This window comes from Streptomyces sp. NPDC101776 (genome assembly GCF_044766845.1).
Classification (GTDB): Bacteria; Actinomycetota; Actinomycetes; order Streptomycetales; family Streptomycetaceae; genus Streptomyces.
Map to the genome: position 1 here is coordinate 223426 of NZ_JBIWMV010000011.1, position 26317 is coordinate 249742.

Consider the following 26317-nt stretch of genomic DNA (forward strand, 5'->3'; position numbering starts at 1 on the left):
CTGGCTCACGGGCAGCCGCCGCCTGGCCCGTTTGATATGCGGGCCGCTGTGTCTACAAGAGTTGCGCGTCTCACGAAAAAAGGAACTTGCGTTTCACAGAGTGAGACGCGAGTATCGTTTCATGGACAACAGTAGCGGCGTCGGCGTCCTGGACAAGGCAGCCCTTGTCCTGGGCGCTCTGGAGTCCGGTCCGGCCACCCTCGCGGGTCTGGTCGCGGCGACCGGGCTGGCACGACCCACGGCACATCGGCTGGCCGTGGCTTTGGAACACCACCGCATGGTGGCGCGCGACATGCAGGGCCGGTTCATTCTGGGCCCCCGTCTCGCCGAGCTGGCCGCGGCCGCCGGCGAGGACCGCCTGCTCGCCACGGCGGGCCCGGTGCTCACGCATCTGCGGGACATCACGGGCGAGAGCGCGCAGCTCTACCGCCGCCAGGGCGACATGCGCATCTGCGTCGCCGCGGCGGAACGTCTGTCCGGACTGCGGGACACGGTCCCGGTCGGCTCGACGCTCACGATGAAAGCCGGCTCCTCGGCCCAGATCCTGATGGCCTGGGAGGAGCCGGAGCGCCTGCACCGCGGCCTCCAGGGCGCCCGCTTCACGGCCACGGCCCTCTCGGGCGTACGGCGCCGGGGCTGGGCCCAGTCCATCGGCGAGCGGGAGCCGGGCGTCGCGTCCGTCTCCGCGCCGGTGCGCGGCCCCTCGAACCGCGTGGTGGCCGCGGTGTCCGTCTCCGGCCCCATCGAGCGCCTGACGCGCCACCCGGGCCGTATGCACGCCCAGGCGGTCATCGACGCCGCCGCCCGCCTCTCCGAAGCCCTGCGCCGCACCGGCTGACCCACCCGGAACATCTCAAGGAGGGCCTGCCTCAACGCCGCGGCAGGCCCTCCGTCATGTCCGGGGCCGAGCGCTCCGCTCCGGGCGGCACATCAGCCGTCGTTCCACTGCCGCGCCGTCATGGCTGGTCGCGCCCGCGTGGCGGAGCCACCTATCGACACAGCCCCGCGCCCCTCTGGGGCGCTGCCGTGGCGCAGGCGATTTCGCCCGCCCCGCTCAGCCGGACGTCACGTTCCCCGACCGATACGCGAACCGGTCCTTCGCCCGCCGCCCCCGCCGCTCCACCGGCACCTGCCCGTGCGCCGCGGCGAGTCCGAAGGCCGGCATGTCGGCGTAGATCGCCTCGTACGACCCCTCCGGCACCACATAGCTCTCGTGCCACAGCCCGACGTGCCCGCGCGCCTTCCCGGCCTTCTCCTTGCGGTTGATGATCGCCCACGCCTTGTGATGGAACATGTCGGGCGAACTCGCGTACGCGTAGAGCTTCTCCTTGGACTCCCAGTACTGGACGACGTAGTACGTGCGCGGCGACGCCGTCAGCAGCACATGCCCGAGCAGTCCGCGACCGGGATCCTTCCCCAACTCCCGCAGCATGCGCGGCATCGCGAGGAGCACCGGCACCCAGTGGTGCACGGCCCAGAAGCGGTTGATCCGCATCCCGATCAGCAGCACCACCACCTCCCCCTCGGCCGCAGCGGTGGTACGGCCGTCGACAGCCTTCGCGAACATGTCGCCCCCTTGTTGGGTACCGGCACTATCCGATGACCCGTGTTTGGATAGTGCCGGTATCCGAGAAGGGGCGCAAGGCATGCGGCTGTCCGAGTTGAGCGAGCGCGGCGGTGTGTCCATCGCGACGATCAAGTACTACCTGCGCGAAGGCCTGTTGAGCCCCGGGCACCAGGTCAACGCGACCAACTCCGAGTACGACGAGGAGCACCTGCGTCGGCTGCGGCTGGTGCGCGCGATGATCCAGGTCGGCCGACTGCCGGTGGCCACGGTCCGCGAGGTGCTCGGCCACGTCGACGACGACTCCCTCGGCCGTACGATCCGGCTGGGCGCGGCACTTTGGGCCCTGCCGCAGGTTCCGGAACCGGACGCGGAGGACGAGCACGTACAGGCCGCGCACCACGAGGTCGACAGGCTCCTGGAGACGCTGGGCTGGTCCAACTCCCAGGCCCTGACGACCATTTCGCCGTCCTACCGCTCACTGGTCGTGGCGGTGGCCGCACTTCGCCGGCTCGGGTACGACTGGCCTCCCGAACTCATCGTGAACTACGCCCAGTTGATGCGTCAGGCAGCGGTGCTCGACCTGGACTTCGTGGAGACGCACCCCTCGGAGGCCGAGAAGGTGGAGACGGCGGTCGCGGGCGCGATCTTCGTCGAGCCGGTGCTCCAGGCACTGCACCGGCTGGCCCAGGAGGAGGAGTCGGCGCTGCGGTACGGCTTCGAGTGAGCGGGAAGTGAGCGGGACACGCGAAAGGCCCCCCACCGAAGTGGAGGGCCTTTCGTCTACGTACCCCCGACCGGATTCGAACCGGCGCTACTGCCGTGAGAGGGCAGCGTGCTAGGCCGCTACACAACGGGGGCGCAGATCATGCGTTGCCGCAGATCCAAGCTGGTCTACCAGGACTCGAACCTAGAATGACGGTACCAGAAACCGTAGTGTTGCCAATTACACCATAGACCAAGGTATTGCAAGGTAAAACGTACCCCCGACCGGATTCGAACCGGCGCTACTGCCGTGAGAGGGCAGCGTGCTAGGCCGCTACACAACGGGGGCCCTAGCGATCCTGCATGGAGGGTGGCGGGTGCGACCCGGACCACCTTCCTGGGAAGGATCTGTACCCCCGACCGGATTCGAACCGGCGCTACTGCCGTGAGAGGGCAGCGTGCTAGGCCGCTACACAACGGGGGCGTTGCAGAATTCATAGCATCTGCGAGCTGGCCTACCAGGACTCGAACCTAGAATGACGGTACCAGAAACCGTAGTGTTGCCAATTACACCATAGGCCACTAAAACGCAATCCCTTGCGAGGATCTTGTTCCAGTTGACGCCTCCGGTTCCCGGGCTTTCGACCCGCGCCCCGGTGGCGACAGGAACAACATTACCTGAAGGTGGACGGGGCTCCAAAACGGGTATCGGCACCGAGGAGCGCGGGGAGTTCGGCCAGCGAGGCGATCCGGTGCCGTCCCACCAGGGCCTCGTCGGGGGTGTGTCCGCCGTGGCGGTCGATCCAGACGGAGAGCAGACCGGCGTCGGACGCACCCCGCCAGTCGATCTCGGGGTGATCTCCGACATACGCGACCTCTTGGGGCTGCAGTTCCAGCGCCTCGCAGGCCGCGAGAAAGGCGCCGGCCTCAGGCTTGGAGACGCCCAGTTCGGCCGCGCACAGGACGACCTCGAAGCGGTCGTACACACCGAGGGTGCGCAGTTTGCGGTCCTGGACGGTGATGCTGGAGTTGGAGAGGACGGCGTGCCGGTGGGTGGCCGCGAGGGCGTCCAGGACGGGCAGGACGTCCGGGAAGAGGGCCCAGGCCCGCTCGTAGTGGGCCTTGTAGCGCCGGAACCAGTCGTCGGCCTCGGTGTCGGTCAACTCCCGGTCCAGGAACAGCCGGACCCGGTCCAGGCGCTGTCCCTCGAACGAGACCTCCCCGGCCGAGAACCGCGCCCAGTGGAACTCGGTGGCCACCCTCCAGCGCTCCAGGGCGTCCGCCACACCCGCGTGCCCGTCGAGCAGCCCCTCGGCCGCCAGGTGCTCGCGCATGGCGGCGCGGTCCGCGCCGGTGTAGTCGAACAAGGTGTCGTCGACGTCCCAGACAACGGCCCGAATGGTCATGATCCGACGGTAACCCGGGCCCCGGGGCCGCGTCTGCCCCCGATCCGCGTCACAGGGGGGCGACGAAGAAGTCCGTGACGAAGCAGCCGACTTCGCCGGCCGCCGTACGGCCGATCCAGGTGGGGTAGGCGCCGTCGCCCCAGCCGGAGCCGAAGGCGGCCAGGGTGTGGCCGGTGGAGGGGGACGTGACCAGGTAGGGCCCCGGGGCGTGGCCGTTCTTCTCGAACGCGTCCCACAGCGGGCCCTCGTCGCCCGCGCACTCCGGGAACGAGGCGTCGACCGAGGCGTCGTAGAACGCGCCCGTACCGGCGTCGACTCCGTAGCCGTAGAACTCGTCCTCGGTGAGTTCGGCGAGGTCCTGGCCGGGCTGGAGGGCGAGTTCCCAGGTGACGGCGGGTTCGTCCCGTATGACCAGGCGGGCGGCGGCTACGCGAAGGTGCGGGGTGTCGGCCGGGGGCTCGTCGGGGTGGGTGATCGTGGCGACGGCCGCCTCGACCCGGTAGTGGCCGGGAGGTACGGCGACCGTGAAGGGCTCGGCCTCGCCGCCGCCCAGGGAGACGAACGGGTCGCAGGCCACCACCTGGCCGGTGGGGAGCCAGAGCCGGCCTCCGTCCGCTAGGTGGATCACGCCGACCGTGCCGGTCTCGTCCTCCGTGAACGTGCTGCCCGGCGTGAACAGCCAGGTGTAGTCACGAGCGGTCATCGGCATGAAAGGCGCCTCTCCTGAACGATCTTCAGTGCTCCGGAACCCTAACGCCCCGCACTGACAACGCCGAAGGGGCGGCAGCTTCTCGCGGCTGCCGCCCCTCCACGCGCGTGTGCGTTACGCGGCCAGCTTGGCGAGCGCCGCGTCGATCCTCGCCAGGGTCTTCTCCTTGCCGAGGATCTCCAGGGACTCGAAGAGGGGCAGGCCGATCGTGCGGCCGGTGACGGCGACGCGGACCGGGGCCTGCGCCTTGCCGAGCTTGAGGCCGTGGGTCTCACCGGCGGCCAGGACGGCCTCCTTGAGGGACTCGGGCGAGCTCCAGTCGGCCGACTCCAGCTTCTCGCGGGCCGTACGGAGAAGGGCGTCGGAGCCCTCCTTCATGGCCTTCGTCCAGGACGCCTCGTCCTCGGCCGGCTCGGCGAGGAACAGGAAGTCGACGTTGTCCGTGATCTCCGAGAGGACCTTGAGGCGGGTCTGCGCGTGCGGCGCGACGGCCTGCCACTTGGCCTCGTCGAAGTCCTCCGGCGCCCAGGGCGCGAACGGGGCCCGCAGCCACGGGGCGCAGCGCTCGGTGAAGTCCTTCACGTCGAGCAGCCGGATGTGGTCGGCGTTGATCGCCTCGCACTTCTTCAGGTCGAAGCGCGCCGGGTTCGGGTTCACATCGGTGATCTCGAAGGCCGCGACCATCTCGTCCATCGCGAAGACGTCCCGGTCGGCGGCGAGCGACCAGCCCAGCAGGGAGAGGTAGTTGAGCAGTCCCTCGGGCAGGAAACCGCGCTCCCTGTAGAGGTTGAGCGAGGACTCCGGGTCGCGCTTGGAGAGCTTCTTGTTGCCCTCGCCCATCACGTACGGCAGGTGCCCGAAGGACGGGATCTGCTGCGCGATGCCCAGGTCGATCAGCGCCTTGTAGAGGGCGATCTGGCGCGGGGTGGAGGAGAGCAGGTCCTCCCCGCGGAGGACGTGGGTGATCTCCATGAGGGCGTCGTCGACCGGGTTGACGAGCGTGTACAGGGGGGCGCCGTTGGCCCGGACGATGCCGTAGTCCGGCACGTTCTCCGGGGTGAACGTCAGCTCGCCGCGGACCAGGTCCGTGAAGGTGATCGTCTCGTCGGGCATCCGGAAGCGGACGATCGGCGTACGGCCCTCGGCCACGTAGGCGGCCGTCTGCTCGGCGCTGAGGTCGCGGCAGTGGCCGTCGTAGCCGGACGGCTTCCCGGCGGCGCGGGCGGCGTCACGGCGGGCGTCCAGCTCCGCGGTGGAGCAGTAGCAGTGGTAGGCACGGCCGGCGTCCTGGAGCTGCTGCGCGACGTCCTTGTAGAGGTCCATCCGCTGCGACTGGCGGTACGGCGCGTGCGGGCCGCCGACCTCCGGGCCCTCGTCCCAGTCGAAGCCCAACCAGCGCATCGCGTCGAGGAGTTGGCCGTAGGACTCCTCGGAGTCGCGGGCCGCGTCGGTGTCCTCGATGCGGAAGACCAGCGTGCCCTGGTGGTGGCGGGCGAACGCCCAGTTGAACAGGGCGGTGCGGACCAGGCCCACGTGGGGGTTTCCGGTCGGCGAGGGGCAGAAACGGACACGGACTGCTGGGGCGGATGCGCTAGCCACGCTTGACAACCTTGTTGGTGAGAGTGCCGATGCCTTCGATGGAGACGGCGACCTCGTCGCCGACGGTGAGCGGTCCGACGCCTGCCGGGGTGCCCGTGAGGATCACGTCGCCGGGGAGCAGCGTCATGGCCTCGGTGATGTTGACGATCAGGTCCTCGATCGAGTGGATCATCTCGCTGGTGCGGCCGAGCTGTCGCTGTTGTCCGTTGACCGTGAGCTGGATGGTGAGGTCGCTCGGGTCGAGGTCCGTCTCCACCCAGGGGCCGAGCGGGCAGGAGGTGTCGAAGCCCTTGGCCCGGGCCCACTGCTTCTCGCGCTTCTGGACGTCCCGCGCGGTGATGTCGTTGGCGCAGGTGTAGCCGAGGATGACGTCCTTGACGCGCTCGCGCGGGACCTCGCGGCACATCCGGCCGATGACGACGGCCAGTTCGGCCTCGTGGTGGAGGTCCTCGGTGAAGGACGGGTACTGGATGTCGTCGCCGGAGCCGATCACGGAGGTGGACGGCTTGAAGAAGGCGAAGGGGACGTCCGGCACCTCGTTGCCCAGCTCGCGGGCGTGCTCGACGTAGTTGCGGCCGTAGGCGACGATCTTGTTCGGGAGCACCGGCGGCAGCAGCCTGACCTTGCTCAGCGGGACCTTCGTACCGGAGAGTTCGAAGTCCGCGAACGGGATGCCCTTGATGATGTCGAGGACGAGCTCGTCCGGCTTGTCGCCCTCGACCGCGCCGAAGGCGACGTTCCCGTCGATGGAGAATCTGGCGATGCGCACGGGATCCCGGCACCCTTCACTGAGCTGGCTGGAGTCTGACGCTCCAGGCTAACGCGGTGCGGGGGCCCTCCTCGCGCGATTACTCCGCGGCGGCGGCGACCGGGATCTCCATGAGGATCGTGCGGCGGGGGTTGGCGGTCTGGGCGGGCAGGTCGAGCGAGTGTTCCTGCTGCTCCGGCGTCTGCAGCGCGTCGGCGTCCGAGAGGTGCGCCAGCGTCGTGCGTCGCGGGTTGGCAATGTTGCGGAACATCATCGTGGTCTTCACTGTTGTACTCGACCCTCGTCGTCCGTCGGTGGATGGTTGGCAGATTGTGCCCTCGTGTAAAGCGTCAGGCTAAACATCCAATTCCCGGCCGAAGGCGCGGAGAGCCCCTGATCTGCGTGTGAGTTTGCTCACGACCCCATGGCCAAAGCGTCCAATTCGGACCCCCAACTCGGGTCGACGAAACGGACATTGACCCCCTGAAGCATTCATTCCGCTCCTGATCATGGCGACTGGGGCACATCCCATGCCCTCGAAGGCCGTGGGGATATGCCCCCTTTGGAGTGAATAGCTTTCTACGTCTCGTGACGCAGCCCTCACACGGTGTCACACAGGTCACAGCCTGGCCTACGGGCCTTGTTGGAGATCCGGCACTGTGCTGGAATTCCACGGACCGCCGCAGAATCAGCCCGGCGCTCAGAGGGCGCGACACAGCGCCAGGGGCGGCGGAAGGGGGAGCAGCGCCGGTCACTCACGACCACACACTGGGGGGCGCGTTCAGGGCGCTCCCTAAGACGCCGACACCGTCCTTCCGTTCGCGCGGAGGGGCGCCTGGTCCAGAGGTTGCGACGCTAGTGCAGGGACGTTTCAAGAGGGATGGCAGTGCTTCGGCGGAGCCGGAGCCGCATGGCGGGGCTGGCCCCAAGACCGGCAGCTCCTCGCCCCAGCACGCCCAGAACCCGGGCCCGGCGCCGTCAGGCGACGGTGGAGGCCCCGGGCGCCCCGGTGTGTCCGCAGCCCCGACCCCCACGGCGCCGGTGAAGCCACCGTCCGGCGCACCAGGACCCGGCTCGCGCGTCGCTCTGCGTAACTGGCGCATCTCCACGCGCCTGGTCTCGCTGCTCGCGCTCCCGGTGGTCGCGGCCACCTCGCTGGGCGCCCTGCGCATCAGCGACTCCATGACCGACATCCAGCAGCTCGACAACATGAAGCTGCTGACGGACATGACCAAGCAGGCCACCGCGCTCGCCACCGCCCTCCAGGACGAGCGGGACATGTCGGCCGGCCCCCTCGCGCACGGTGGCAAGGCCACCGACTACGAGGTCAAGGGCTACGAGGACAAGACCAACCGCGCCCGGGACAACTTCGTCAACGCCTCCGAAGAGGTGGACACCGCCGCCAAGAGCGGCAACCTCCAGGGCGTCCGGGAGAGCCTGGTCGGTCTCGCGACCGAGCTGAACAACCTCGACAAGATCCGCAAGACGGCGTATCAGTCGAAGGACAACTCGACCCAGACGGTCGACGCCTACCACCGCCTGATCACCCAGCTGCTCGACCTCTCGCAGGACATGGCGGAGGCCACCAGCAACCCGGAGATGATCCAGCGCACCCGCGCCCTGGCCGCCTTCTCGGCCGCCAAGGAGTTCTCCTCCGTGCAGCGCGCCGTGATCGCGGCCGCCCTGCCGAACAACAACACGCAAGAGGGCAACCTCTCCGCGAACGACCGGCTGTACGCCGACTCGGCCCTGGAGAGCGAGAAGTCGGAACTGAGCATCTTCCGCAACATCTACGGCGACCAGGGCGCCGAAGAGCTCATCACGCCCATCGAGGACAGCAACCCGATCATCGAGTCGGCCGACACCTACGCCCAGCGTGTCCTCGACAACGCGAACGGTCTGAGCTCGCTGGACAAGCGGTCCTACAAGGACTGGGTGGACGACAGCTCGACCAAGATCGAGCAGATGAAGAAGATCGAGCACACGCTCCTCGAGGACATGGAGCAGAAGGCCCGCGAGCTGCGCTCCGCCTCCGAGCGCGAGGCGATCATCTCCGGTGCGCTGATCCTGCTCGTGCTCGGCGTCTCCCTCGTCGGTGCCTTCGTCATCGCCCGGTCCATGATCCGCTCGCTGCGCCGCCTCCAGGAGACCGCCAACAAGGTCGCCCAGGACCGGCTGCCCGAGCTGGTCAAGCAGCTCTCCGAGTCCGACCCGCAGGACGTCGACACGTCCGTGGAGTCGGTCGGTGTGCACTCCCGGGACGAGATCGGCCAGGTGGCCGCGGCCTTCGACGACGTGCACCGCGAGGCAGTCCGCCTCGCCGCCGAGCAGGCCCTCCTGCGAGGCAACGTCAACGCGATGTTCACCAACCTCTCGCGCCGCTCCCAGGGCCTCATCCAGCGTCAGCTCTCGCTCATCTCCGAGCTGGAGTCCCGCGAGGCCGACCCGGACCAGCTCTCCTCGCTCTTCAAGCTCGACCACCTCGCGACCCGCATGCGCCGTAACGGTGAGAACCTCCTGGTCCTCGCCGGTGAGGAGCCCGGCCGCCGCTGGACCCGCCCGGTCCCGCTGGTCGACGTGCTCCGCGCCGCAGCCTCCGAGGTGGAGCAGTACGAGCGCATCGAGCTCTCCTCCGTGCCGACCACCGAAGTGGCCGGCCGCGTGGTCAACGACCTCGTGCACCTCCTCGCCGAGCTGCTGGAGAACGCGACCTCCTTCTCCTCGCCCCAGACCAAGGTCAAGGTCACCGGTCACGCGCTGCCCGACGGCCGCGTGCTGATCGAGATCCACGACACCGGTATCGGCCTCTCCCCCGAGGACCTCGCGGCGATCAACGAGCGGCTCGCCTCGCCGCCCACCGTGGACGTCTCGGTCTCCCGCCGCATGGGTCTGTTCGTGGTCGGCCGGCTGTCCCAGCGCCACGGCATCCGCATCCAGCTCCGCCCGTCCGACTCCGGTGGTACGACCGCGCTGGTCATGCTCCCCGTCGATGTCGCCCAGGGCGGCAAGAAGCCCGCTCCGGGCAAGCCCGGTCAGGCCGCCGTCGGTGCCGCGGCGGCAGCCGCCGCGGCCGGTGCCGGTGCGGCCCGCCGGGGCAACGGCCAGACCGGCTCCGCGCTCGGCGCGGGTGCGCCCGCCGGTGGCAACGGTGGACTTCTCGGTGCCGGGGCCGCTCCGCGCGGCCAGGTCGGTGCCGGTCAGGGCCCGCGGGCCGCGCTGCCCGGTGCGGGCGGCGGACGTCCGGGCGGTCCCGGTGGTCCGGGCGGTGCGCGTGGCCCCCAGGGTCCCTCCGCGCCGCAGAACCGGCAGAACAACGGCGGCGGCCTCTTCGGCCAGGCGCCGAGTGCCCCCCAGGGTCTCCAGGCCGCCGGCACGGGCGCCCCGCAGGGCTTCGGTGACGGTCGCCAGGACGCCTTCGGCGGGATGCCGCCGCAGAGCAACCCGGTACCGCCGCAGCGGACCAGCAACGACGAGCCCGAGCCGCCCCGCGGCGGAGGCCGGCGCCGTGGGCGTCAGCCGCAGCTCCCGCCGCGCGGTGGTGCGCGGGCCGAGCTGCCCGGCGGCAACAACCAGCGCCCGAGCTGGAGCGACGAGAACGCGCAGCCCCCGCTGGGCCGCGGCAACCTCGACGCCCCGCGCGGTCACGACGAGCGCGACGCCGAGCAGACCTCGCGGATGCCGCGCATCGACGACCACCAGGGCCCCGCGGCCACCACGGAGATGCCGGCGATACCGCCGGGCTTCGACGCACGAGACAGCGGCCAGTTCCCGCGCCCGGGCACCAACGGGTCACAGAACACGGGCCAGTTCCCGCGTCCCGGCGCCAACGGGTCGCAGAACACCGGGCAGTTCCCCCGCCAGGGCGCGAACGGATCCCAGGACAGCGGTCAGTTCCCGCGTCCGGGCACAAGCGGGCCCCAGGACACCGGGCAGTTCCCGCGGCCGGACTTCGACGCCCCGCGTCCCGGCGCCAACTCCCAGCAGAACGGCGGCCAGTTCGTCCGCTCGGACGTCTTCGGCGCACCGGCCGGCGGTCCCTCGGGCCAGGCCAACAACCCGTCGAATCCGGCCAACACAGGACAGTTCGCGGTCCCGCAGGCGTACGACCCGAGCTCCACGGGCCAGTTCGCGACACCCGGCTTTGACAACGGCTCCACCGGTCAGCACAATCTGCCGAACCGTCAGAACCCCGCGAACACCGGGCAGTTCGAGCGGCCGCAGGTCAACGGGAACCGCAACGGCGCCGACCTCGGCGACCGGCGGCCACCCGCCCCGCAGCGTCCCACCCGCCAGGAGCCCGAGGCGTTGCCGCCTGCCACGGGTCCCGGCGACGGCAGGACGCCGCTGTACGACACGCTGGAGACCAACTGGTTCCACGGCCAGCAGGCGGAAGCGCAGAGCAACGGCTCCCAGAGCAACGGCTCCGCTCCCGCCCCGCAGTCGCAGGCACCGCAGGCTCCGGCGACACCCCCCCAACGTCCCACGGGCGGTACCTGGCGCAGCTCGCCGAACGACGATCTCGTTCGGCAGGCGGAGCGCGTACGGCAACCGGCCGCGGGCGGAGTCACCACCTCGGGTCTGCCGCGCCGGGTGCCCAGGGCGAACCTCGTCCCGGGTACGGCACAGCAGCAACAGCACCAAACCGGTCCGCAGGTCTCCCGTGCGCCTGATGACGTACGCGGCCGGCTGACCAATCTCCGTCGGGGCATCGCACAGGGTCGACAGGCCGGTACGGGTACCGGCCAGACCGGCAGCTTCCCCAGCCCCACTCACCAGCAGGAGCGTTAGTTTTGAGCCAGATGAGCCAGGCGGCACAGAACCTCAACTGGTTGATAACCAACTTCGTGGACAACACCCCGGGTGTGTCCCACACCGTCGTCGTTTCTGCCGACGGACTCCTTCTGGCCATGTCGGAAGGCTTCCCGCGCGACCGCGCCGACCAGCTCGCGGCCGTGGCCTCCGGGCTCACCTCGCTCACGGCCGGGGCATCCCGGATCTTCGAGGGCGGCGACGTCGCACAGACGGTCGTGGAGATGGAGCGGGGATTCCTCTTCCTCATGTCCGTCTCGGACGGCTCGTCCCTGGCCGTGCTCGCGCACCCCGAGTGCGACATCGGCCTTGTCGGCTACGAGATGGCACTGCTCGTCGACCGTGCAGGGGCGGTCCTCACACCGGACCTGCGCGCCGAACTCCAGGGCAGTCTGCTTCACTGACCGGCCCCGGCACCACCCGTCTCACCAAATCACCGTCCGGCCGCCACAATCCCCCCACCGGCCCTGTCAGACGGCTAGCCCGACCGACTTGCTGTCCCGCCCGGAGGATTCATGACCCCGCCCACCGCCTCTCATGATCCGTACGCCGAGCCGTACGGGGACGAGGGCGACCAGCCGCTGGTACGTCCTTACGCGATGACCGGCGGCCGGACCCGGCCGCGCTACCAGCTCGCCATCGAGGCACTGATCAGCACCACGGCCGACCCGGCAGCGCTGATGGGACTGCTCCCTGAGCACCAGCGCATCTGCCATCTGTGCCGCGAGGTCAAGTCGGTCGCGGAGGTGTCGGCACTCCTCGCCATGCCCCTCGGTGTGGCCAGGATCCTCGTCGCGGACCTCGCCGAGGCCGGACTGGTGGCCATCCACCAGCCGGGCGGCGACGAGAACAACGGCGGCGCACCGGACGTGACGCTGCTCGAAAGGGTGCTCAGTGGACTTCGCAAGCTCTGACGGAGGGCGGGCGACCACCTCCGCGAAGATCGTGGTGGCGGGTGGCTTCGGTGTCGGCAAGACCACGTTCGTGGGTGCCGTCTCCGAGATCAACCCGCTGCGCACGGAGGCCGTCATGACGTCCGCGTCCGCGGGCATCGACGACCTCACCCACACCGGGGACAAGACCACCACCACGGTGGCCATGGACTTCGGACGCATCACCCTGGACCAGGACCTGATCCTGTACCTCTTCGGTACACCGGGTCAGGACCGCTTCTGGTTCATGTGGGACGACCTGGTGCGCGGCGCGATCGGCGCCGTCGTGCTGGTGGACACCCGCCGTCTCGCCGACTGCTTTCCCGCGGTCGACTACTTCGAGAACAGCGGGCTGCCCTTCGTCATCGCCCTCAACGGTTTCGACGGCCACCAGCCGTACAACCCGGAGGAGGTGCGCGAGGCACTGCAGATCGGTCCGGACGCGCCGATCATCACGACGGACGCCCGGCACCGCTCGGACGCGAAGAGTGCGCTGATCACGCTGGTCGAGCACGCGCTCATGGCCCGGCTTCGGTAGCTTTCGGCGGGCCTCTGTATGCAGTTCTCAAGTCGGCAACGCCATACGGCAGTTGTCGTAGACGCCCCGGAGCCGGCTGTGGCCTTTGACACGGTCGGCCCCGGTGTTCATAACGTTTCGGCAGAGGTATTGGGTGGTACCGCAACGCGTCGCGGTCATCCGGTGCCACTGCGCTAGCAAAGCCCCGTCTTTTGGCGGGGCTCGCTCTTTATGACCGTTTTATGTGGGGCTTACATCACTCGGAATCCGCGGTTCCGACTGTTTGGAATCGCGCAGGCTGACGTGCTGGAATGCCTGAACTGCCCAATAGTCAACGACGTACTGATAAGCAGAGGTCGTTGACGGGCTTGAGACACTGCGGCACGACGATAGGTGCCGACCGCCGGAAGGTTGTTGGTCGAGTGAGGCGAAGCAAGAACGGTCCCGAGCCGTCGGCCCGGGGCAACTTCACCCCGCCGCCGCGCGGAGCGGCGCCCGCCCCTGTGCCAGGCTCGGAGCCCACGGCGCCACCCGCTCCGAGCGGCAGCCGTTTCTCCCCCCGCAACTGGCGGGTGCCGACCAGGCTGAACGCGATTCTGCTCATACCCGTGGTGGTCGGCCTGGTCATGGGCGGCTTCCAGGTACGGAGTTCGATCGACACCTGGCAGAACGCGGAGGACGCGGAGAAGACCGCCCGCCTGGTGCAGGCGGCCCTGGCCTACAGCAACGCGATCACCAACGAGCGTGACGTGACCGCCGCACCGCTCCTGCTGGGCAAGGGCGTGAAGGACCCGACGGTCGTCGCCGCCCGCAAGGCCACGGACGACTCCGCCGACGCCTTCGACAAGGCCGCGCAGAACATGCCGGACCAGCCGGGCCTGGAGCGCCGGCTCAGCCGCTTCCGCAAGGTGGAGCCGCAACTGCAGTCGGTGCGCGCCGTCGCGTACACCACGAAGCTGACGGGCGTGCAGACCGAGGAGAGCTACGTCAACCTGGAGCACCCGCTCCTGGAGTTCTCGAACGAGCTGGGCCTCGGCACCGGCAACATCACCAGCTACGGCCGCTCGGTCTACGCCATCGCACTCGCCAAGGGCGCGCTCTCCCTGGAGCGCTCCATCGGCATGCACCTGCTGATCAAGCCGGGCCCCGGCGAGGGCAGCCTGGCCACCCAGCGCACCGCCATCACCTCGTACGCCTACCTGGAGGGCATCGCCATCCAGGAGTACCAGGCGGGCGGTACCGACGCGGACATCACGCGGCTGAACACGGCGATGGCGAAGGTCAAGACCGACGGCACGGCGATGGTCAAGCAGGCCGCCGCGCAGGCGAAGGCCGCCAACGAGACGTACGTGCCGCCGCCGGCCAACCCGATCGACATGATCACGGGGATGTCCCAGCTGCAGACCACGGACCCCTCGGCGCGCGCGGCTCTCGCCGAGAAGGGCATCACCGCGCAGAACTGGTGGGCGGGCACGACCCTCAAGTACGAGGCGTACCGCAAGATCGAGGAGGACAAGGCCGACACCGCGGTGAGCGAGGCGTCGGACATCGCCGACAACGCCAAGCGTGACGCCATCATCACCGGTGCCGCCGTCGTCGTCGCCCTGCTCCTCGCCTTCATCCTGGCCGGTGCCGTCGCCCGCCAGATGAGCCGCGCGATGCGCCAGTTGCGCAACGCCGCCTTCGGCATCGCCGAGCAGCGGCTGCCGATGCTGGTCGACCAGCTCTCGCGCACCGACCCCGGCCGGGTCGACACCCGGATCTCCCCGATCCCCATCAACACGACCGACGAGATCGGCGAAGTCGCCCGGGCCTTCGACCAGGTCCACCGCGAGGCCGTACGACTGGCCGCCGAGCAGGCCCTCCTGCGGGGCAACATCAACGCGATCTTCACCAACCTCTCGCGCCGCAACCAGTCGCTGATCGAGGGCCAGCTGACCCTGATCACCGACCTGGAGAACAACGAGGCCGACCCGGACCAGCTGGAGAACCTCTTCCGCCTGGACCACCTCGCGACCCGTATGCGCCGCAACGGCGAGAACCTCCTGGTCCTCGCCGGCGAGGAGCCCGGCCGCCGCTGGGACCAGCCGGTCCCGCTGGTCGACGTGCTGCGCGCCGCCTCCTCCGAGGTGGAGCAGTACGAGCGCATCGAGCTGTCGGGGGTCCCGGAGGCCGAGATCCACGGCCGTGCCGTGACCGACCTCGTGCACCTGCTCGCCGAGCTGCTGGAGAACGCGACGACGTTCTCCTCCCCGCAGACCAAAGTGCGCGTGACGGCCACCCGTCTCCCCGACGGCCGGGTCATGATCGAGATCCACGACAAGGGCATCGGCCTCACCGCCGAGGACTTCGCGGACATCAACCACAAGCTGGCCAACCCGCCGACCGTGGACGTCGCGATCTCCCAGCGCATGGGCCTGTTCGTGGTCGGCCGCCTCTCCGACCGGCACGGCATCCGCGTCCAGCTCCGCCCCTCCGGCGAGCAGGCCGGCACCACCTCGCTGGTCATGCTGCCGGACGCGATCACCCACGGTGGCGGTGGCGAGTCGCAGCTCCAGCGCGACGAGTTCACCGTCTCGCAGATCATGCCGGAGCAGCCGCAACTGCATTACCAGGGCGAGGACTTCAACCAGACCCCGCTGCGCACGGCCGCCGAGCTCGGTTTCGACGACACCCGCTACTCCGAGGTGCCGGACGACATCCGCGAGCTGGACCCGGTGGGCCGCTCGCTGATGCGTGAGGAGCGCCGCGCGGCCCTGGAGTCCCAGAAGCCGGGCCAGGAGCTGGAGGCGGGCGACTACCCCCAGTTCGACGACCCGCAGCAGCAGCCGTACGCCAACGGCCAGCAGGGCTACCAGGACCAGCCGACGGGCTTCACCGGCCAGCCGGCGTACGAGGAGCAGCAGCAGACGTCGTACGACGAGCCGCGCCAACCCTCGTACGACGAGCAGTACTTCGCGCCGAACGGCACGGTGCCGCAGGCCGACGCCTTCCCCGACTCCTTCCCGGCGAACGGCGGTTACCCGGAGCCCGGGTACGCGGAGCCGGCGCAGGAGGAGTACACGTCGGCGCACTCCCTGGCCTCGGAGACCTTCACGGGCTTCGAGGAGCCGTCCCACCAGGACGACTGGCCCCAGCAGGACGGTTACCGCAACGGGTACTCGGACCAGTACGCTCCGGAGCCGGAGTCGACGCAGGCCGCTGACGTGAGTGAGCGGGACCACGTAGGCTTCGAGCGTCCGGGACCGGCTCCTTCCGCCGTCCACGCGCTGACCGACGCCGGACTTCCGCGCCGCGGTTCGGCCGCGAGCGGTACGAACGGTTCGAAGCCCGCGCAGCAGGGGCACTCGGCCTCCGCACCGGAGAGCAAGGTCGATGTCTTCGGCACCGCGAGTGCGGGCGGCGGCACCGGCACGACGGACTGGCGCTCGGCGAACGACGAGCGCTGGCAGCAGGCTTCGGCACTGAAGAAGCCCAAGGCGGGCGGGGTCACCTCCTCCGGCCTGCCGCGGCGGGTACCCAAGGCCAACCTGGTCGAGGGCACCGCCGAGAGCACTCCCCAGGGCGGCCCCCAGGTCTCCCGCGCTCCCGAGGACATCCGGGGCAGGCTGAGCAACCTGCGCCGAGGGGTCCAGCGGGGACGCAGCGAAGGCAGCGAAACGAACGGTCAGGGCTTCGGCTCTGGCAGCACCTACAACCAGGAGCGTTAGTGTGAGCCCGATGAGCCAGGCGGCGCAGAACCTGAACTGGTTGATCACCAACTTCGTGGACAACACCCCCGGGGTGTCCCACACGGTGGTGGTCTCCGCCGACGGACTCCTTCTGGCGATGTCCGACGGGTTCCCGCGCGACCGTGCCGACCAACTGGCGGCGGTCGCGTCGGGACTCACCTCACTGACCGCCGGTGCCTCGCGCATCTTCGAGGGCGGCAGCGTGAACCAGACGGTTGTGGAGATGGCGCGGGGATTCCTCTTCCTCATGTCCGTATCCGACGGTTCCTCGCTCGCGGTCCTCGCACACCCCGAGGCGGACATCGGTCTCATTGGGTACGAGATGGCCCTTCTGGTGGACCGTACCGGCTCTGTCCTGACCCCGGACCTTCGATCAGAGCTCCAAGGGAGCCTTCTCAACTAACCAGCGGACGGTGCGTTTTGGCGTCCTGAGCCATAAGGTTTCGGGACGCGGCTCCACATTGATGGGTGCTCGGCACAGTCGGAGGAGGAGAAAGTGGCAACACCCCCAGGCGGTTCGTCTTCGGGCAACTGGTCGTACGGCCCCGGCCAGGGGCAGGGCGACGGTTCCGGGAACCGGTACAACTTCCCCTCCTCGCCTTCCCCGCGTCACCCTCAGTACCCGCAGGGCCCCGGTCCGTCACCGTACGACCAGCCGCCGGCACCGCGCATCCAGCCCGTGCAGCCGCACCGACGTTCGCCCGAGGCGGCCCCCGCGGGGTCGTCGAGCAATCCCCTGGTGCGTCCGTACGCCATGACCGGCGGCCGGACGCGCCCCCGCTACCAGCTCGCCATCGAGGCGCTGGTGCACACGACCGCGCAGCCGCACCAGTTGCAGGGCCAGTTGCCCGAGCATCAGCGGATCTGCAACCTCTGCCGGGAGATCAAGTCGGTGGCCGAGATCTCGGCCCTCCTGACGATCCCTCTCGGTGTGGCCAGGATCCTCGTCGCCGACTTGGCGGAAGCGGGCCTGGTCGCCATTCATCAACCCGGCGGCGACGAGAACGCCGGCGGCCAGCCAGATGTGACACTGCTCGAAAGGGTGCTCAGTGGACTTCGCAAGCTCTAGCGGCGGTCCTTCCCGCTCCACGACCTCGGCGAAGATCGTGGTGGCGGGTGGCTTCGGCGTGGGTAAGACCACGTTCGTCGGGGCCGTCTCGGAGATCAACCCGCTGCGTACCGAGGCTGTGATGACGTCCGCGTCCGCGGGCATCGACGACCTCACCCACACCGGAGACAAGACGACCACCACGGTCGCCATGGACTTCGGCCGTATCACCCTGGACCAGGACCTGATCCTGTACCTCTTCGGTACACCCGGCCAGGACCGCTTCTGGTTCATGTGGGACGACCTGGTGCGCGGCGCGATCGGCGCGATCGTGCTGGTCGACACCCGCCGTCTCGCCGACTGCTTCCCCGCGGTCGACTACTTCGAGAACTCGGGTCTCCCCTTCGTCATCGCCCTCAACGGCTTCGACGGCCAGCAGCCGTACAACCCGGACGAGGTCCGCGAGGCCCTCCAGATCGGCCCGGACGCCCCGATCATCACGACGGACGCGCGACACCGCGCGGACGCGAAGTCGGCGCTCATCACGCTGGTGGAGCACGCGCTGATGGCACGCCTGCGGTAACCGAACTCGCTTGTGTCGAGGGGCCCTTTCCTTCCGGAGAGGGCCCCTTCGCCGTATCGCCCCCTGCCACAATGGTCGCTCTTCGGTTCGGCGAGGGGGAGCGGGATGAGCGCGGAGGCGGCCGCACTACGTCTGGGCACGACCGTGGCGAACACGGCGGTGCAGACGTGGCTGGGGGGCAAACGGCGGGAGCAGGAGCGCCAGCTGCCGATGGAGGATCTCGTACGGCTACGGGTGCCGGGGTTACGTCAACAGCGCAGCGTCCAGCGGCAGTTCGAGGGGATGGCCGATGCCGTGGCCGAACGGCTCGAGCCGTTTCTGGCCCAGAAGTTTCGCGGTCTCGACGAGAGCAGCCGGGAAGCCGCGCTCAACGGGGTGTGCGACACGCTTGCGCACGCCGACCTGTCCGACGAGTCGATCCTGGCGGCCGACGCCCAACCGGCCGAACTGATCCGCCGCATCACGCGATCGGTGAGCGCACCGGTCGGCCTGAGCGAGCCCGAGACACAACTCTACGAACTCCTCTTCAGCGAGTGCTGCGAGTACTACGTCAGCATCGTGCGCACCCTGCCGGTCTTCGAGGAGCGCACGCTGGCCGAACTCCTGGCCCGCACCAGCTCGTTGAGCGACGGGGTGGCCCGCGTCCTCGAACGACTCCCCGACCGCTCGCTGTTCGCCCCCGACGGCAGCGACCGTGACCATGAATTCCGCCGCTGGTACATGGAGTTGGTCAGCAACAACCTCGACGAGGTGGAGCTGTTCCGCCGCACCTCCGACCGCGCCGCCGCTCAGGTACGGCTCTCGGTGGCATACGTCAGCCTGCGGGCCACGGGGGACGACGGGACCCGCCGCCGCACGGCCCGTACGGCCCGCGCGCTGCCGCTGAGGCCGGATCTGAGCGGCTGGGAGGAGTTCGGGGCCGAGAGCTCCGGGATGCGGGTGGAGTCGGCGCTCGGCGGGGCGTCCAGGGTGCTGCTGCGCGGCGAGGCGGGCTCCGGCAAGACCACCCTGCTGCGCTGGCTGGCGATCACGGCGGCCCGGGGCGCCTTCACCGCCGAACTCGCCGACTGGAACGGCCTCACGCCCGTCTTCGTCAAGCTCCGCGAGTACAGCGGCCGTTCGTTGCCCAAGAAGCCCGAGGAGCTGCTGGACGGAGTCGCCGGAAACATCACCGGGATCATGCCCAGGGGCTGGGTAGAACGCCAACTGCGGGACAACAAGGTCCTGTTGCTGGTCGACGGAATGGACGAACTGCTGGGCTCAGAGCGACGGTTGGTGCGTGACTGGCTGCGCAAGCTGCTTTGGGCCTACGGTGGCATACGGGTCGTGGTGACCTCGCGTCCGACCGCCGCCGGGGCGGACTGGCTGCGCCGCGAGGACTTCACCGCGCTCCACCTGGACCGGATGACACCACCGGACCTGGCGGCGTTCGTACGGCAGTGGCACGAGGCCGTCCGGGAACTGGGCGACGAACTCCCCTGCGGTGTCGACGAGTTGCCGCGCTACGAACAGTCCCTGCTGAACAGCCTCAAGGACCGCGCACACCTCCAGTCCCTGGCGGGGACCCCGCTGCTCGCGGCCATGCTCTGCGCGATGCACCTGAACCGGGGCAGTCAACTCCCCCGAGACCGGATGGAGTTGTACCGCAACGCGCTCCACACCCTGGTCCACGAGCGGGACGCGGACCGCAACGTACCGAGCGCACTCGACAGCAAGCTGAGCCTCGGCGACAAGCTGGTCGTGCTGCGGGATCTGGCCTGGCGCCTGTCGGACAACAATCGCAGCGAGATCGCCCTGGACCAGGCCGCCGTCCATGTCGCGGCCAAGCTCTCGGCGATGCGGCACCTGGAGGTACAGGACGGCCACGGAGTTCTGGAACAGCTACGGGACCGCTCGGGCATCCTCCGCTCCCCCGTCGAGGGCCGCCTCGACTTCGTCCACCGGACCTTTCAGGAGTACCTGGCCGCCGAGGAGGCCACGGAGGAGGACCGGATCGGGAACCTGGTCGGGCGGGCTCATCTGGACCTGTGGCGCGAGACGATCATCATGGCCGCGGGGCATGCCAACTCCCGTCAGCGGCAGGAGTTGTTGGACGGGATCCTGGATCGGGCGGAGGCGGAGCCCCGGTATGCGCGGGGGCTGCGGTTGCTCGCGGCCTCGTGCCAGGAGACGCTGCCGTCGGTCTCGGACGAGCTGGCGGGGCGGTTGGACGGGGCGATGGCTGCGCTGCTACCGGCTCGTCGGCGGACGGATCCGCCGTCTCTGGCGGCTGTGGGGACGAGCTTGCTGCGGCGGTTGCCGCGTTCGCTGGGCGAGTTGACGGAGAAGTCCGCAGTGCACACGGTGCGGACCGTGGCGATGATCGGCGGTGAGGCGGCGCTGGCGTTGATGGTGGGGTATGCGGAGGATCGGCGCGACCTCGTCATCGACGAGCTCATCGAGGCCTGGGCGTACTTCGACGCGGACGCCTACGGCGAGCAGGTTCTGGCCGGGCTGCCGCTGGAGGGACACCGGGTGAGACTCACGCACTCCCAGCAGTGGCACGCGGCGGCTCGGTTGAAGTCCATCACGAGGCTGTCCATCGATTACCCCCTCCCGACGCTCGACGCCGTGGCCCAGCTCCCGCCCATGAAGGTTCTGGCTGTCTACGACCTCCGTGGCCCCGGAGACCTCTCAGTGCTAACGACTCACCCCCAGATGCAGGGGTTCACGGTCTGGGGGCGAGGGACACTGCACGGGCTTGAATCCGTGGAGAACTTGGCGAGCCTCTTCTACCTATCGCTCGGCCACGGGGGCGCGTCCGACCTCGACAGCCTGCGTCTTGGGCCGACGATGACTTGGTTGGGCCTCTACGAGCTGAGCGGGACCAGCGAACTGACCGCTTTGAGCAACTTCCGCGATGTCAGAAACCTTCTTCTGGCGACCGTGGCCACATGTACGCCGCGTGGCCTAAGCAGCGTCTCCGCCATGCCCGGGCTCCATGACCTCAGCTTCAACGACATGCGCTTGCCAGAGTGGCTGACAGCGCGAGAACCCCTTCCGGCCGAACTGCGGACGCTCGCATTGGATTACTGCGTCGTGCCTGGGGACTCGCGTGCCTACCGCGACCTCAGTTCCCTCGACTCACTACATATATCGACCTGCCGGACTCCCGACGGCGATCCCATCACCGCCCTCGACCTACCGATCAAGAACCTCACCATCACCTGACCTCCAAACTGCAACGGCCCCACCCTCCCGAAGAAGAGTGGGGCCGCCGCGAACGCGCCAAAAGCCTCAGTGCCAGCTATGCGGCGCCCGAAACCCACCCTCGCGCTCCAACCGCCGCCACCCAGCCTTGGGCAACGGACGATGGGTCGGGGCTTCCGCAGGCGCGGCCGCCGCACGAGCCAACAGGATCGCCGTGATCGCGGCGACTTCCTCGGGCTCGGCGTGGCCCTTCTCGACACGAATGTCAGGGGTGCTCATAGGTTCAGTCTCCGTGGATGAGGTTTCCGCGGGTGTACCGCGAGGAATCCGCTGGATTACTGCGGGGGGTTGCCGTGCTTACGCGAGGGCAGGTCCGCGTGCTTGGTGTGCAGCATCGCGAGCGACCTGATGAGTACCTCGCGGGTCTCGGCCGGGTCGATGACGTCGTCGACGAGTCCGCGCTCAGCCGCGTAATACGGGTGCATCAGCTCGGACTTGTACTCCTTGACCATCCGCGTCCGCATGGCCTCGGGGTCTTCGGCGTCGGCGATCTGACGGCGGAAGATGACGTTGGCGGCACCTTCGGCGCCCATCACGGCGATCTCGTTGGTGGGCCAGGCGTAGGTGAGGTCGGCGCCGATGGACTGGCTGTCCATGACGATGTAGGCACCTCCGTACGCCTTGCGCAGGATGAGCGAAATCCTCGGCACGGTGGCGTTGCAGTACGCGTAGAGCAGCTTCGCTCCGTGCCTGATGATTCCGCCGTGTTCCTGGTCGACGCCGGGAAGGAATCCCGGAACGTCCAGGAACGTAACGATCGGAATGTTAAAAGCGTCACACATCTGGACAAAGCGCGCAGCTTTTTCGCTCGCCTCGATATCCAGAACGCCGGCGAGGGACTGCGGCTGGTTGGCGACGATGCCGACGACCTGGCCGTCGAGCCGGGCCAGCGCGCAGATGATGTTGCGGGCCCAGCGCTCGTGGATCTCCAGGTAGTCGCCGTCGTCGACGATCTCCTCGATGACCTTGGTCATGTCGTACGGCCGGTTGCCGTCGGCCGGGACCAGGTCCAGCAGGATGTCCGAGCGGCGCTCGGCCTCGTCGCCCGACTCGGCGCGGGGCGGGTTCTCCCGGTTGTTCTGCGGGAGCATCGACAGCAGGTACCGCACCTCGGCGAGGCAGGTCTCCTCGTCGTCGTACGCGAAGTGCGCGACGCCGGAGGTCTCGGCGTGCACGTCCGCGCCGCCGAGGCCGTTCTGGGTGATCTCCTCGCCGGTGACCGCCTTGACGACGTCCGGGCCGGTGATGAACATCTGGGAGGTCTCGCGGACCATGAACACGAAGTCCGTCAGCGCCGGACTGTAGGCGGCGCCGCCCGCGCACGGACCGAGCATCACGCTGATCTGCGGGATCACCCCGCTCGCCTTGGTGTTGCGCTGGAAGATGCCGCCGTAACCGGCGAGGGCGGACACGCCCTCCTGGATACGGGCGCCGGCGCCGTCGTTGAGGGACACCAGCGGCGCACCGGCCGCGATGGCCATGTCCATGATCTTGTGGATCTTCGTGGCGTGGGCCTCGCCCAGCGCGCCGCCGAAGATCCGGAAGTCGTGCGCGTAGACGAAGACCGTGCGGCCCTCGACCGTGCCCCAGCCGGTGATGACACCGTCGGTGTACGGCTTCTTGGCCTCCAGGCCGAAGCCGACGGCGCGGTGCCGGCGCAGCTGCTCGACCTCGCGGAAGGACCCGGGGTCGAGGAGCAGGTCGATGCGCTCCCGGCCGGTCAGCTTCCCCTTGGCGTGCTGCGCCTCGGTCGCCTTCTCGCTCGGGCCGGCCAGTGCCAGCGCACGGATCTCGTGCAGCTCGGCCACTCGCCCGCGCGCGTCAGTCGGCTCACCCGGCGCCTCATCCAAAACGGTCATGTACTGACCCTACGAAGGACACCAACGAAAGGGCGCCGTCGACTCTGCACAGTCTCCGGCCCGTTTTCCTGGTACCCCTGAACAGAACCTGGGCGCCATGCAGCCGTTCTGACTGCTCAAGGGGCTTGCCCGTTGTAGGAGTCACACAAAGGCGTCAGCTGAGAGCCACCTCACATTCACATCGGGAAGATGCCATCCCCGGAGTGATTCCCGCGTTGCCGACCCCACCGAGAGGGCGTACTCGTAGTAGTTGGCACAACACCCTGCGGATGATGTTGAAAATTGAATGGAATAGGTCTACGGTCCTTCGTGTTGGCATCGTTGAACATTCAACAGCTTCATCCCCGCACCAACCTCGCACCACCTACGCACCACTCCCGTCCCCCCTTTAGGAGCACGTCATGGGCATCTTCGGCCGCAAGAACGACGAGACCGACGCCACCTCGGCACCCGCCGCCGTCAACCCCGACCTGGCCGCGCTGACCGGCGAGTACACCATCGACCCGTCGCACACCACGCTCGGCTTCACCGCCCGCCACGCGATGGTCACCAACGTCAAGGGCAAGTTCCTCGACTTCACCGGCACGCTGCACCTGGACGGCAGTGACCCGGCCAAGTCCACCGCGTCCCTGGACGTGAAGATGGAGAGCATCGACACCGGCTCCCCGGACCGCGACGGTCACCTCAAGAGCGCGGACTTCTTCAAGACGGACGAGTTCCCCACGATGACCTTCCGTTCCACCTCCGCCGAGGCCCTCGGTGGCGACGACTACCGCATCACCGGTGACCTGGAGATCCTCGGCACCACCAAGCCGATCACCATCGACCTGGAGTTCAACGGCGCGGCCAAGGACCCGTTCGGCAACGAGCGCGTCGGCTTCGAGGGCAAGGCCGAGATCCTGCGCTCCGAGTTCGGCCTCACCTGGAACGCGGCGCTGGAGACCGGTGGCGTCCTCGTCTCCGAGAAGATCAAGCTGAACTTCGACATCTCGGCGATCAAGAGCGCCTGAGGCCAAGCCATACGGCCAGATCATCGATCTCGGCCGCCACGGCATCGGCGATGCTCCTGCTGAACTCCACGTCCTGATGGACGGCGTTCACCAGGAGCACGCCGGCCTTGCGGTCGGCGGTGGCGTCGAGCTTCCCGACGAGCTGATCGCCGTAGAGAATCGGCAGGGCGAAGTACCCCCAGCGGCGCTTCTCGGCCGGTTTGTACATCTCCAACTGGTAGTCGTAGCCGAAGAGTTCAGTGGTGCGCTTCCGGTCGTGAATCAGCCGGTCGAAGGGCGACAGCAGTGCGGCCCGCCCGCTGAACGGCCGTTCCAGGTAAGCCGGATCAACCCGCCACTCCCCCTTCACCCCTTCTACGACGGCCGGTTCACCGGCGTCGCCGACGACGGCGGGTTCGACGGGGAGCGCGGTGCCGGTGGCGCGGGCGATACCGAGTGCGCGGAGCCGCCGTTCGTTCCGGAGACGGCGGGCTTCGACGACGGGGACGGCGGGTTCGTCCGGGTAGACGCGGGGCGCGAGGTCCCACAGCCGCTCCCGCCCCGCCCTCCCCGCGATCGCGACCTCACCCCTCAGCACCATCAGCTCCAGGAGCTGGCTCACGTTGCGGTTGTGCGTCCACCCGGACGACTGCCACGGCACCGCGCAGGTGTCGGGCAACTCCCTTGAGGTGAGCGGCCCTTGCCCGCCGAGCCGCTCCAAAATGTCCCGCCTGCACCCGTCGTTGGCCGCGACCCACTCCCGGTAGTGCTTGGTCTCCTTCTCCCATACGGCCATGTCGGCGCGGTACAACACCAGGTCCTCGCTCGGGCGGATCATCGCCCGGAGTTCGAGGAGCGTGCGGTTCGCAAGCGCGGCGGTGAGATCTTCCCGCGCGTACGACGAGCCGAGGCGGCTCCAGGCGACCAGGTCGGCGTTGGGGGCGATCGCGGCCGTGGGGTCGATCTGGAACAGGGTCAACTGCCGTACGACGGCGTGCAGTTCGGTGGGGCGGTGGGCGTCGAGGAGTTGGGCCTGGATGGCCATGCGGCGGGCTTGGGGGCGGGTGAGTTCATGCATGGCGCTGGTGTGCTCCCGGGGTGTGTCCGAAGGTGCGGCGGAAGACGTCGATGAAGGCGCTCGCGGACGACCAGCCGCACAGATGCGCCACGGCGGTGACCGGGGTGTCCTCGGCCAGCAGCACCAGAGCGCGGTACAGGCGCAGTTGGGTGCGCCACTGCGGGAAGGTCATGCCGAGGTCGGACTTGAAGAGCCGGGAGAGCGTACGGTCACTCGCGCCGACCTGTCTGCCGAGCTCGGCCAGGGTGCGGTCGTCGGCCGGGTCCGCGCTCAGGATCTCGCAGACTGCCCGCAGCAGAGGGGCGGTTGGGGTGGGCAAGTGCAGGGGCTGCTGGGGCGAGGCGCGCAACTGGTCGAGCAACACGGCGCGGAGGCGGGCACGTTCGGGACTGCCGTCGTCCGGGGCGAGCGTGGGCGTATCGGCGAACTGCGTGTAGGCAAGGATCAACTCCCTTAGCAGCGGCCCGACTTCCAGAACCGTAGGCGTGTCCAGCCCCAACGGGTTGTCGCGCGCGGGCAGCCCCACCAGCCGCAGTTCCAGCTCACCGTGGGCCTGGTGGGCGTGCACGGTGCCGGCCGGTACCCAGATGGCGCGCGTACCCGGCGCGATCCAGGACCCCGCGCTGGTCGTCACGGCCACCACGCCCCGCCCCGCGTAGACGATCTGGTGGTCGTCATGGCGGTGGGCGTCGATGGCGGCGCCGGGGGCCAACCACTGGGTACGAGTCGGCGCGACCGGCTCATGGCGGATTTCTGACATTAATTGGCAGTTTACCGGAAGCGCGACAGGC

Annotated in this window: 22 protein-coding genes and 5 tRNA genes; 12 read left to right on the forward strand and 15 right to left on the reverse strand. The window is 68.9% G+C overall.

Annotation, left to right across the window (positions count from 1 at the left end; all coding sequences use genetic code 11):
- Window positions 1–121: 121 nt before the first annotated feature.
- Complete coding sequence (gene ndgR, locus ACIRRY_RS30705) at window positions 122–838, forward strand: IclR family transcriptional regulator NdgR (protein WP_019068721.1); 717 nt, start codon at window positions 122–124, stop codon at window positions 836–838.
- A gap of 216 nt (window positions 839–1054) precedes the next feature.
- Here the strand turns inward: ndgR and ACIRRY_RS30710 are convergent, their stop codons facing one another.
- Window positions 1055–1567, reverse strand: coding sequence for a DUF4188 domain-containing protein (locus ACIRRY_RS30710; RefSeq protein WP_403978839.1), 513 nt, complete (start codon window positions 1565–1567; stop codon window positions 1055–1057).
- Window positions 1568–1646: 79 nt separating this feature from the next.
- Here ACIRRY_RS30710 and ACIRRY_RS30715 point away from each other — a divergent pair, with 79 nt between their 5' ends.
- Window positions 1647–2291, forward strand: a complete 645-nt coding sequence (locus tag ACIRRY_RS30715; protein WP_403978841.1) for a MerR family transcriptional regulator — start codon at window positions 1647–1649, stop codon at window positions 2289–2291.
- 61 nt (window positions 2292–2352) lie between these two features.
- Here ACIRRY_RS30715 and ACIRRY_RS30720 read toward each other — a convergent pair.
- From ACIRRY_RS30720 to ACIRRY_RS30765, 10 genes are all read right to left on the reverse strand, one after another.
- Window positions 2353–2425, reverse strand: a tRNA-Glu gene (locus ACIRRY_RS30720).
- 28 nt (window positions 2426–2453) lie between these two features.
- Window positions 2454–2525: transfer RNA gene (locus tag ACIRRY_RS30725), tRNA-Gln, on the reverse strand.
- A 20-nt stretch (window positions 2526–2545) separates the two neighbouring features.
- Window positions 2546–2618 (reverse strand) — tRNA-Glu (locus tag ACIRRY_RS30730).
- Between the two features lie 62 nt (window positions 2619–2680).
- Window positions 2681–2753 (reverse strand) — tRNA-Glu (locus tag ACIRRY_RS30735).
- A 26-nt stretch (window positions 2754–2779) separates the two neighbouring features.
- A tRNA-Gln gene (locus ACIRRY_RS30740) sits at window positions 2780–2851 on the reverse strand.
- A 92-nt stretch (window positions 2852–2943) separates the two neighbouring features.
- Window positions 2944–3675, reverse strand: a complete 732-nt coding sequence (locus ACIRRY_RS30745) for an HAD family hydrolase (protein ID WP_403978842.1) — start codon at window positions 3673–3675, stop codon at window positions 2944–2946.
- Window positions 3676–3724: 49 nt separating this feature from the next.
- Window positions 3725–4384 carry a DUF4241 domain-containing protein gene (locus ACIRRY_RS30750; protein ID WP_403978844.1) on the reverse strand — a complete coding sequence of 220 codons (660 nt, stop codon included), beginning with the start codon at window positions 4382–4384 and terminating at the stop codon, window positions 3725–3727.
- A gap of 114 nt (window positions 4385–4498) precedes the next feature.
- The gene (gene gltX / locus ACIRRY_RS30755) at window positions 4499–5983 is read right to left on the reverse strand and encodes a glutamate--tRNA ligase (RefSeq protein ID WP_403978845.1); all 1485 of its coding nucleotides are present in this window, start codon (window positions 5981–5983) and stop codon (window positions 4499–4501) included.
- On the reverse strand, window positions 5976–6752 hold the full coding sequence (locus ACIRRY_RS30760; RefSeq protein WP_403978847.1) for a fumarylacetoacetate hydrolase family protein: 777 nt from the start codon (window positions 6750–6752) through the stop codon (window positions 5976–5978). Before ACIRRY_RS30760 ends, gltX begins: the two co-directional genes overlap by 8 nt.
- 79 nt (window positions 6753–6831) lie before the next feature.
- Window positions 6832–7017 (reverse strand): hypothetical protein, encoded by a 186-nt coding sequence (locus ACIRRY_RS30765; RefSeq protein ID WP_403978850.1) that lies wholly within the window; start codon window positions 7015–7017, stop codon window positions 6832–6834.
- A 572-nt stretch (window positions 7018–7589) separates the two neighbouring features.
- Between ACIRRY_RS30765 and ACIRRY_RS30770 the strand changes: the two genes are divergently transcribed.
- The 9 genes from ACIRRY_RS30770 to ACIRRY_RS30810 all read left to right on the forward strand — a co-directional run bounded on the left by ACIRRY_RS30770 (window position 7590) and on the right by ACIRRY_RS30810 (window position 21561).
- Window positions 7590–11519: a nitrate- and nitrite sensing domain-containing protein gene (locus tag ACIRRY_RS30770; protein WP_403978852.1), complete on the forward strand. Its 3930-nt coding sequence runs from the start codon at window positions 7590–7592 to the stop codon at window positions 11517–11519.
- Window positions 11520–11530: 11 nt separating this feature from the next.
- A complete protein-coding gene (locus ACIRRY_RS30775; RefSeq protein WP_005479910.1) occupies window positions 11531–11944 on the forward strand; it encodes a roadblock/LC7 domain-containing protein in 414 nt (137 codons plus the stop codon).
- A 111-nt stretch (window positions 11945–12055) separates the two neighbouring features.
- The gene (locus ACIRRY_RS30780) at window positions 12056–12454 is read left to right on the forward strand and encodes a DUF742 domain-containing protein (protein WP_019058642.1); all 399 of its coding nucleotides are present in this window, start codon (window positions 12056–12058) and stop codon (window positions 12452–12454) included.
- The gene (locus tag ACIRRY_RS30785; RefSeq protein WP_006375318.1) at window positions 12435–13010 is read left to right on the forward strand and encodes an ATP/GTP-binding protein; all 576 of its coding nucleotides are present in this window, start codon (window positions 12435–12437) and stop codon (window positions 13008–13010) included. The genes ACIRRY_RS30780 and ACIRRY_RS30785 overlap by 20 nt, the downstream gene beginning before the upstream one ends.
- A gap of 401 nt (window positions 13011–13411) precedes the next feature.
- Window positions 13412–16699, forward strand: a complete 3288-nt coding sequence (locus ACIRRY_RS30790) for a nitrate- and nitrite sensing domain-containing protein (RefSeq protein ID WP_403978855.1) — start codon at window positions 13412–13414, stop codon at window positions 16697–16699.
- 10 nt (window positions 16700–16709) lie between these two features.
- Window positions 16710–17123 carry a roadblock/LC7 domain-containing protein gene (locus ACIRRY_RS30795; protein ID WP_403979079.1) on the forward strand — a complete coding sequence of 138 codons (414 nt, stop codon included), beginning with the start codon at window positions 16710–16712 and terminating at the stop codon, window positions 17121–17123.
- A gap of 93 nt (window positions 17124–17216) precedes the next feature.
- Window positions 17217–17789 carry a DUF742 domain-containing protein gene (locus ACIRRY_RS30800; protein ID WP_403978858.1) on the forward strand — a complete coding sequence of 191 codons (573 nt, stop codon included), beginning with the start codon at window positions 17217–17219 and terminating at the stop codon, window positions 17787–17789.
- Window positions 17770–18351 (forward strand): ATP/GTP-binding protein, encoded by a 582-nt coding sequence (locus tag ACIRRY_RS30805; protein WP_100572095.1) that lies wholly within the window; start codon window positions 17770–17772, stop codon window positions 18349–18351. The genes ACIRRY_RS30800 and ACIRRY_RS30805 overlap by 20 nt, the downstream gene beginning before the upstream one ends.
- A gap of 105 nt (window positions 18352–18456) precedes the next feature.
- The gene (locus ACIRRY_RS30810; protein WP_403978861.1) at window positions 18457–21561 is read left to right on the forward strand and encodes an NACHT domain-containing protein; all 3105 of its coding nucleotides are present in this window, start codon (window positions 18457–18459) and stop codon (window positions 21559–21561) included.
- A gap of 66 nt (window positions 21562–21627) precedes the next feature.
- Here the strand turns inward: ACIRRY_RS30810 and ACIRRY_RS30815 are convergent, their stop codons facing one another.
- Both ACIRRY_RS30815 and ACIRRY_RS30820 read right to left on the reverse strand, forming a co-directional pair.
- Window positions 21628–21819: an acyl-CoA carboxylase subunit epsilon gene (locus ACIRRY_RS30815; protein ID WP_402417858.1), complete on the reverse strand. Its 192-nt coding sequence runs from the start codon at window positions 21817–21819 to the stop codon at window positions 21628–21630.
- A gap of 56 nt (window positions 21820–21875) precedes the next feature.
- On the reverse strand, window positions 21876–23459 hold the full coding sequence (locus ACIRRY_RS30820; protein WP_403978864.1) for an acyl-CoA carboxylase subunit beta: 1584 nt from the start codon (window positions 23457–23459) through the stop codon (window positions 21876–21878).
- A gap of 401 nt (window positions 23460–23860) precedes the next feature.
- On the opposite strand from ACIRRY_RS30820, the gene ACIRRY_RS30825 reads away from it, so the two are divergent.
- Window positions 23861–24469, forward strand: coding sequence for a YceI family protein (locus ACIRRY_RS30825; RefSeq protein ID WP_403978867.1), 609 nt, complete (start codon window positions 23861–23863; stop codon window positions 24467–24469).
- Here the strand turns inward: ACIRRY_RS30825 and ACIRRY_RS30830 are convergent.
- A complete protein-coding gene (locus ACIRRY_RS30830) occupies window positions 24456–25526 on the reverse strand; it encodes a DNA glycosylase AlkZ-like family protein (protein ID WP_403978869.1) in 1071 nt (356 codons plus the stop codon). The genes ACIRRY_RS30825 and ACIRRY_RS30830 overlap by 14 nt on opposite strands.
- A complete protein-coding gene (locus tag ACIRRY_RS30835; RefSeq protein ID WP_403978871.1) occupies window positions 25519–26286 on the reverse strand; it encodes an AraC family transcriptional regulator in 768 nt (255 codons plus the stop codon). Before ACIRRY_RS30835 ends, ACIRRY_RS30830 begins: the two co-directional genes overlap by 8 nt.
- Window positions 26287–26317 lie beyond the last annotated feature (31 nt).

Bases quoted from the DNA above. Each gene is read 5' to 3' on its own strand.
- ndgR (WP_019068721.1), top strand. From the start codon at position 122: ATGGACAACAGTAGCGGCGTCGGCGTCCTGGACAAGGCAGCCCTTGTC.
- ACIRRY_RS30750 (WP_403978844.1), bottom strand. From the start codon at position 4,384: ATGCCGATGACCGCTCGTGACTACACCTGGCTGTTCACGCCGGGCAGC.
- ACIRRY_RS30775 (WP_005479910.1), top strand. From the start codon at position 11,531: ATGAGCCAGGCGGCACAGAACCTCAACTGGTTGATAACCAACTTCGTG.
- ACIRRY_RS30825 (WP_403978867.1), top strand. From the start codon at position 23,861: ATGGGCATCTTCGGCCGCAAGAACGACGAGACCGACGCCACCTCGGCA.
- ACIRRY_RS30715 (WP_403978841.1), top strand. From the start codon at position 1,647: ATGCGGCTGTCCGAGTTGAGCGAGCGCGGCGGTGTGTCCATCGCGACG.
- ACIRRY_RS30795 (WP_403979079.1), top strand. From the start codon at position 16,710: ATGAGCCAGGCGGCGCAGAACCTGAACTGGTTGATCACCAACTTCGTG.
- ACIRRY_RS30780 (WP_019058642.1), top strand. From the start codon at position 12,056: ATGACCCCGCCCACCGCCTCTCATGATCCGTACGCCGAGCCGTACGGG.
- ACIRRY_RS30835 (WP_403978871.1), bottom strand. From the start codon at position 26,286: ATGTCAGAAATCCGCCATGAGCCGGTCGCGCCGACTCGTACCCAGTGG.
- ACIRRY_RS30815 (WP_402417858.1), bottom strand. From the start codon at position 21,819: ATGAGCACCCCTGACATTCGTGTCGAGAAGGGCCACGCCGAGCCCGAG.
- ACIRRY_RS30830 (WP_403978869.1), bottom strand. From the start codon at position 25,526: ATGCATGAACTCACCCGCCCCCAAGCCCGCCGCATGGCCATCCAGGCC.
- ACIRRY_RS30745 (WP_403978842.1), bottom strand. From the start codon at position 3,675: ATGACCATTCGGGCCGTTGTCTGGGACGTCGACGACACCTTGTTCGAC.
- ACIRRY_RS30810 (WP_403978861.1), top strand. From the start codon at position 18,457: ATGAGCGCGGAGGCGGCCGCACTACGTCTGGGCACGACCGTGGCGAAC.
- ACIRRY_RS30820 (WP_403978864.1), bottom strand. From the start codon at position 23,459: ATGACCGTTTTGGATGAGGCGCCGGGTGAGCCGACTGACGCGCGCGGG.
- ACIRRY_RS30710 (WP_403978839.1), bottom strand. From the start codon at position 1,567: ATGTTCGCGAAGGCTGTCGACGGCCGTACCACCGCTGCGGCCGAGGGG.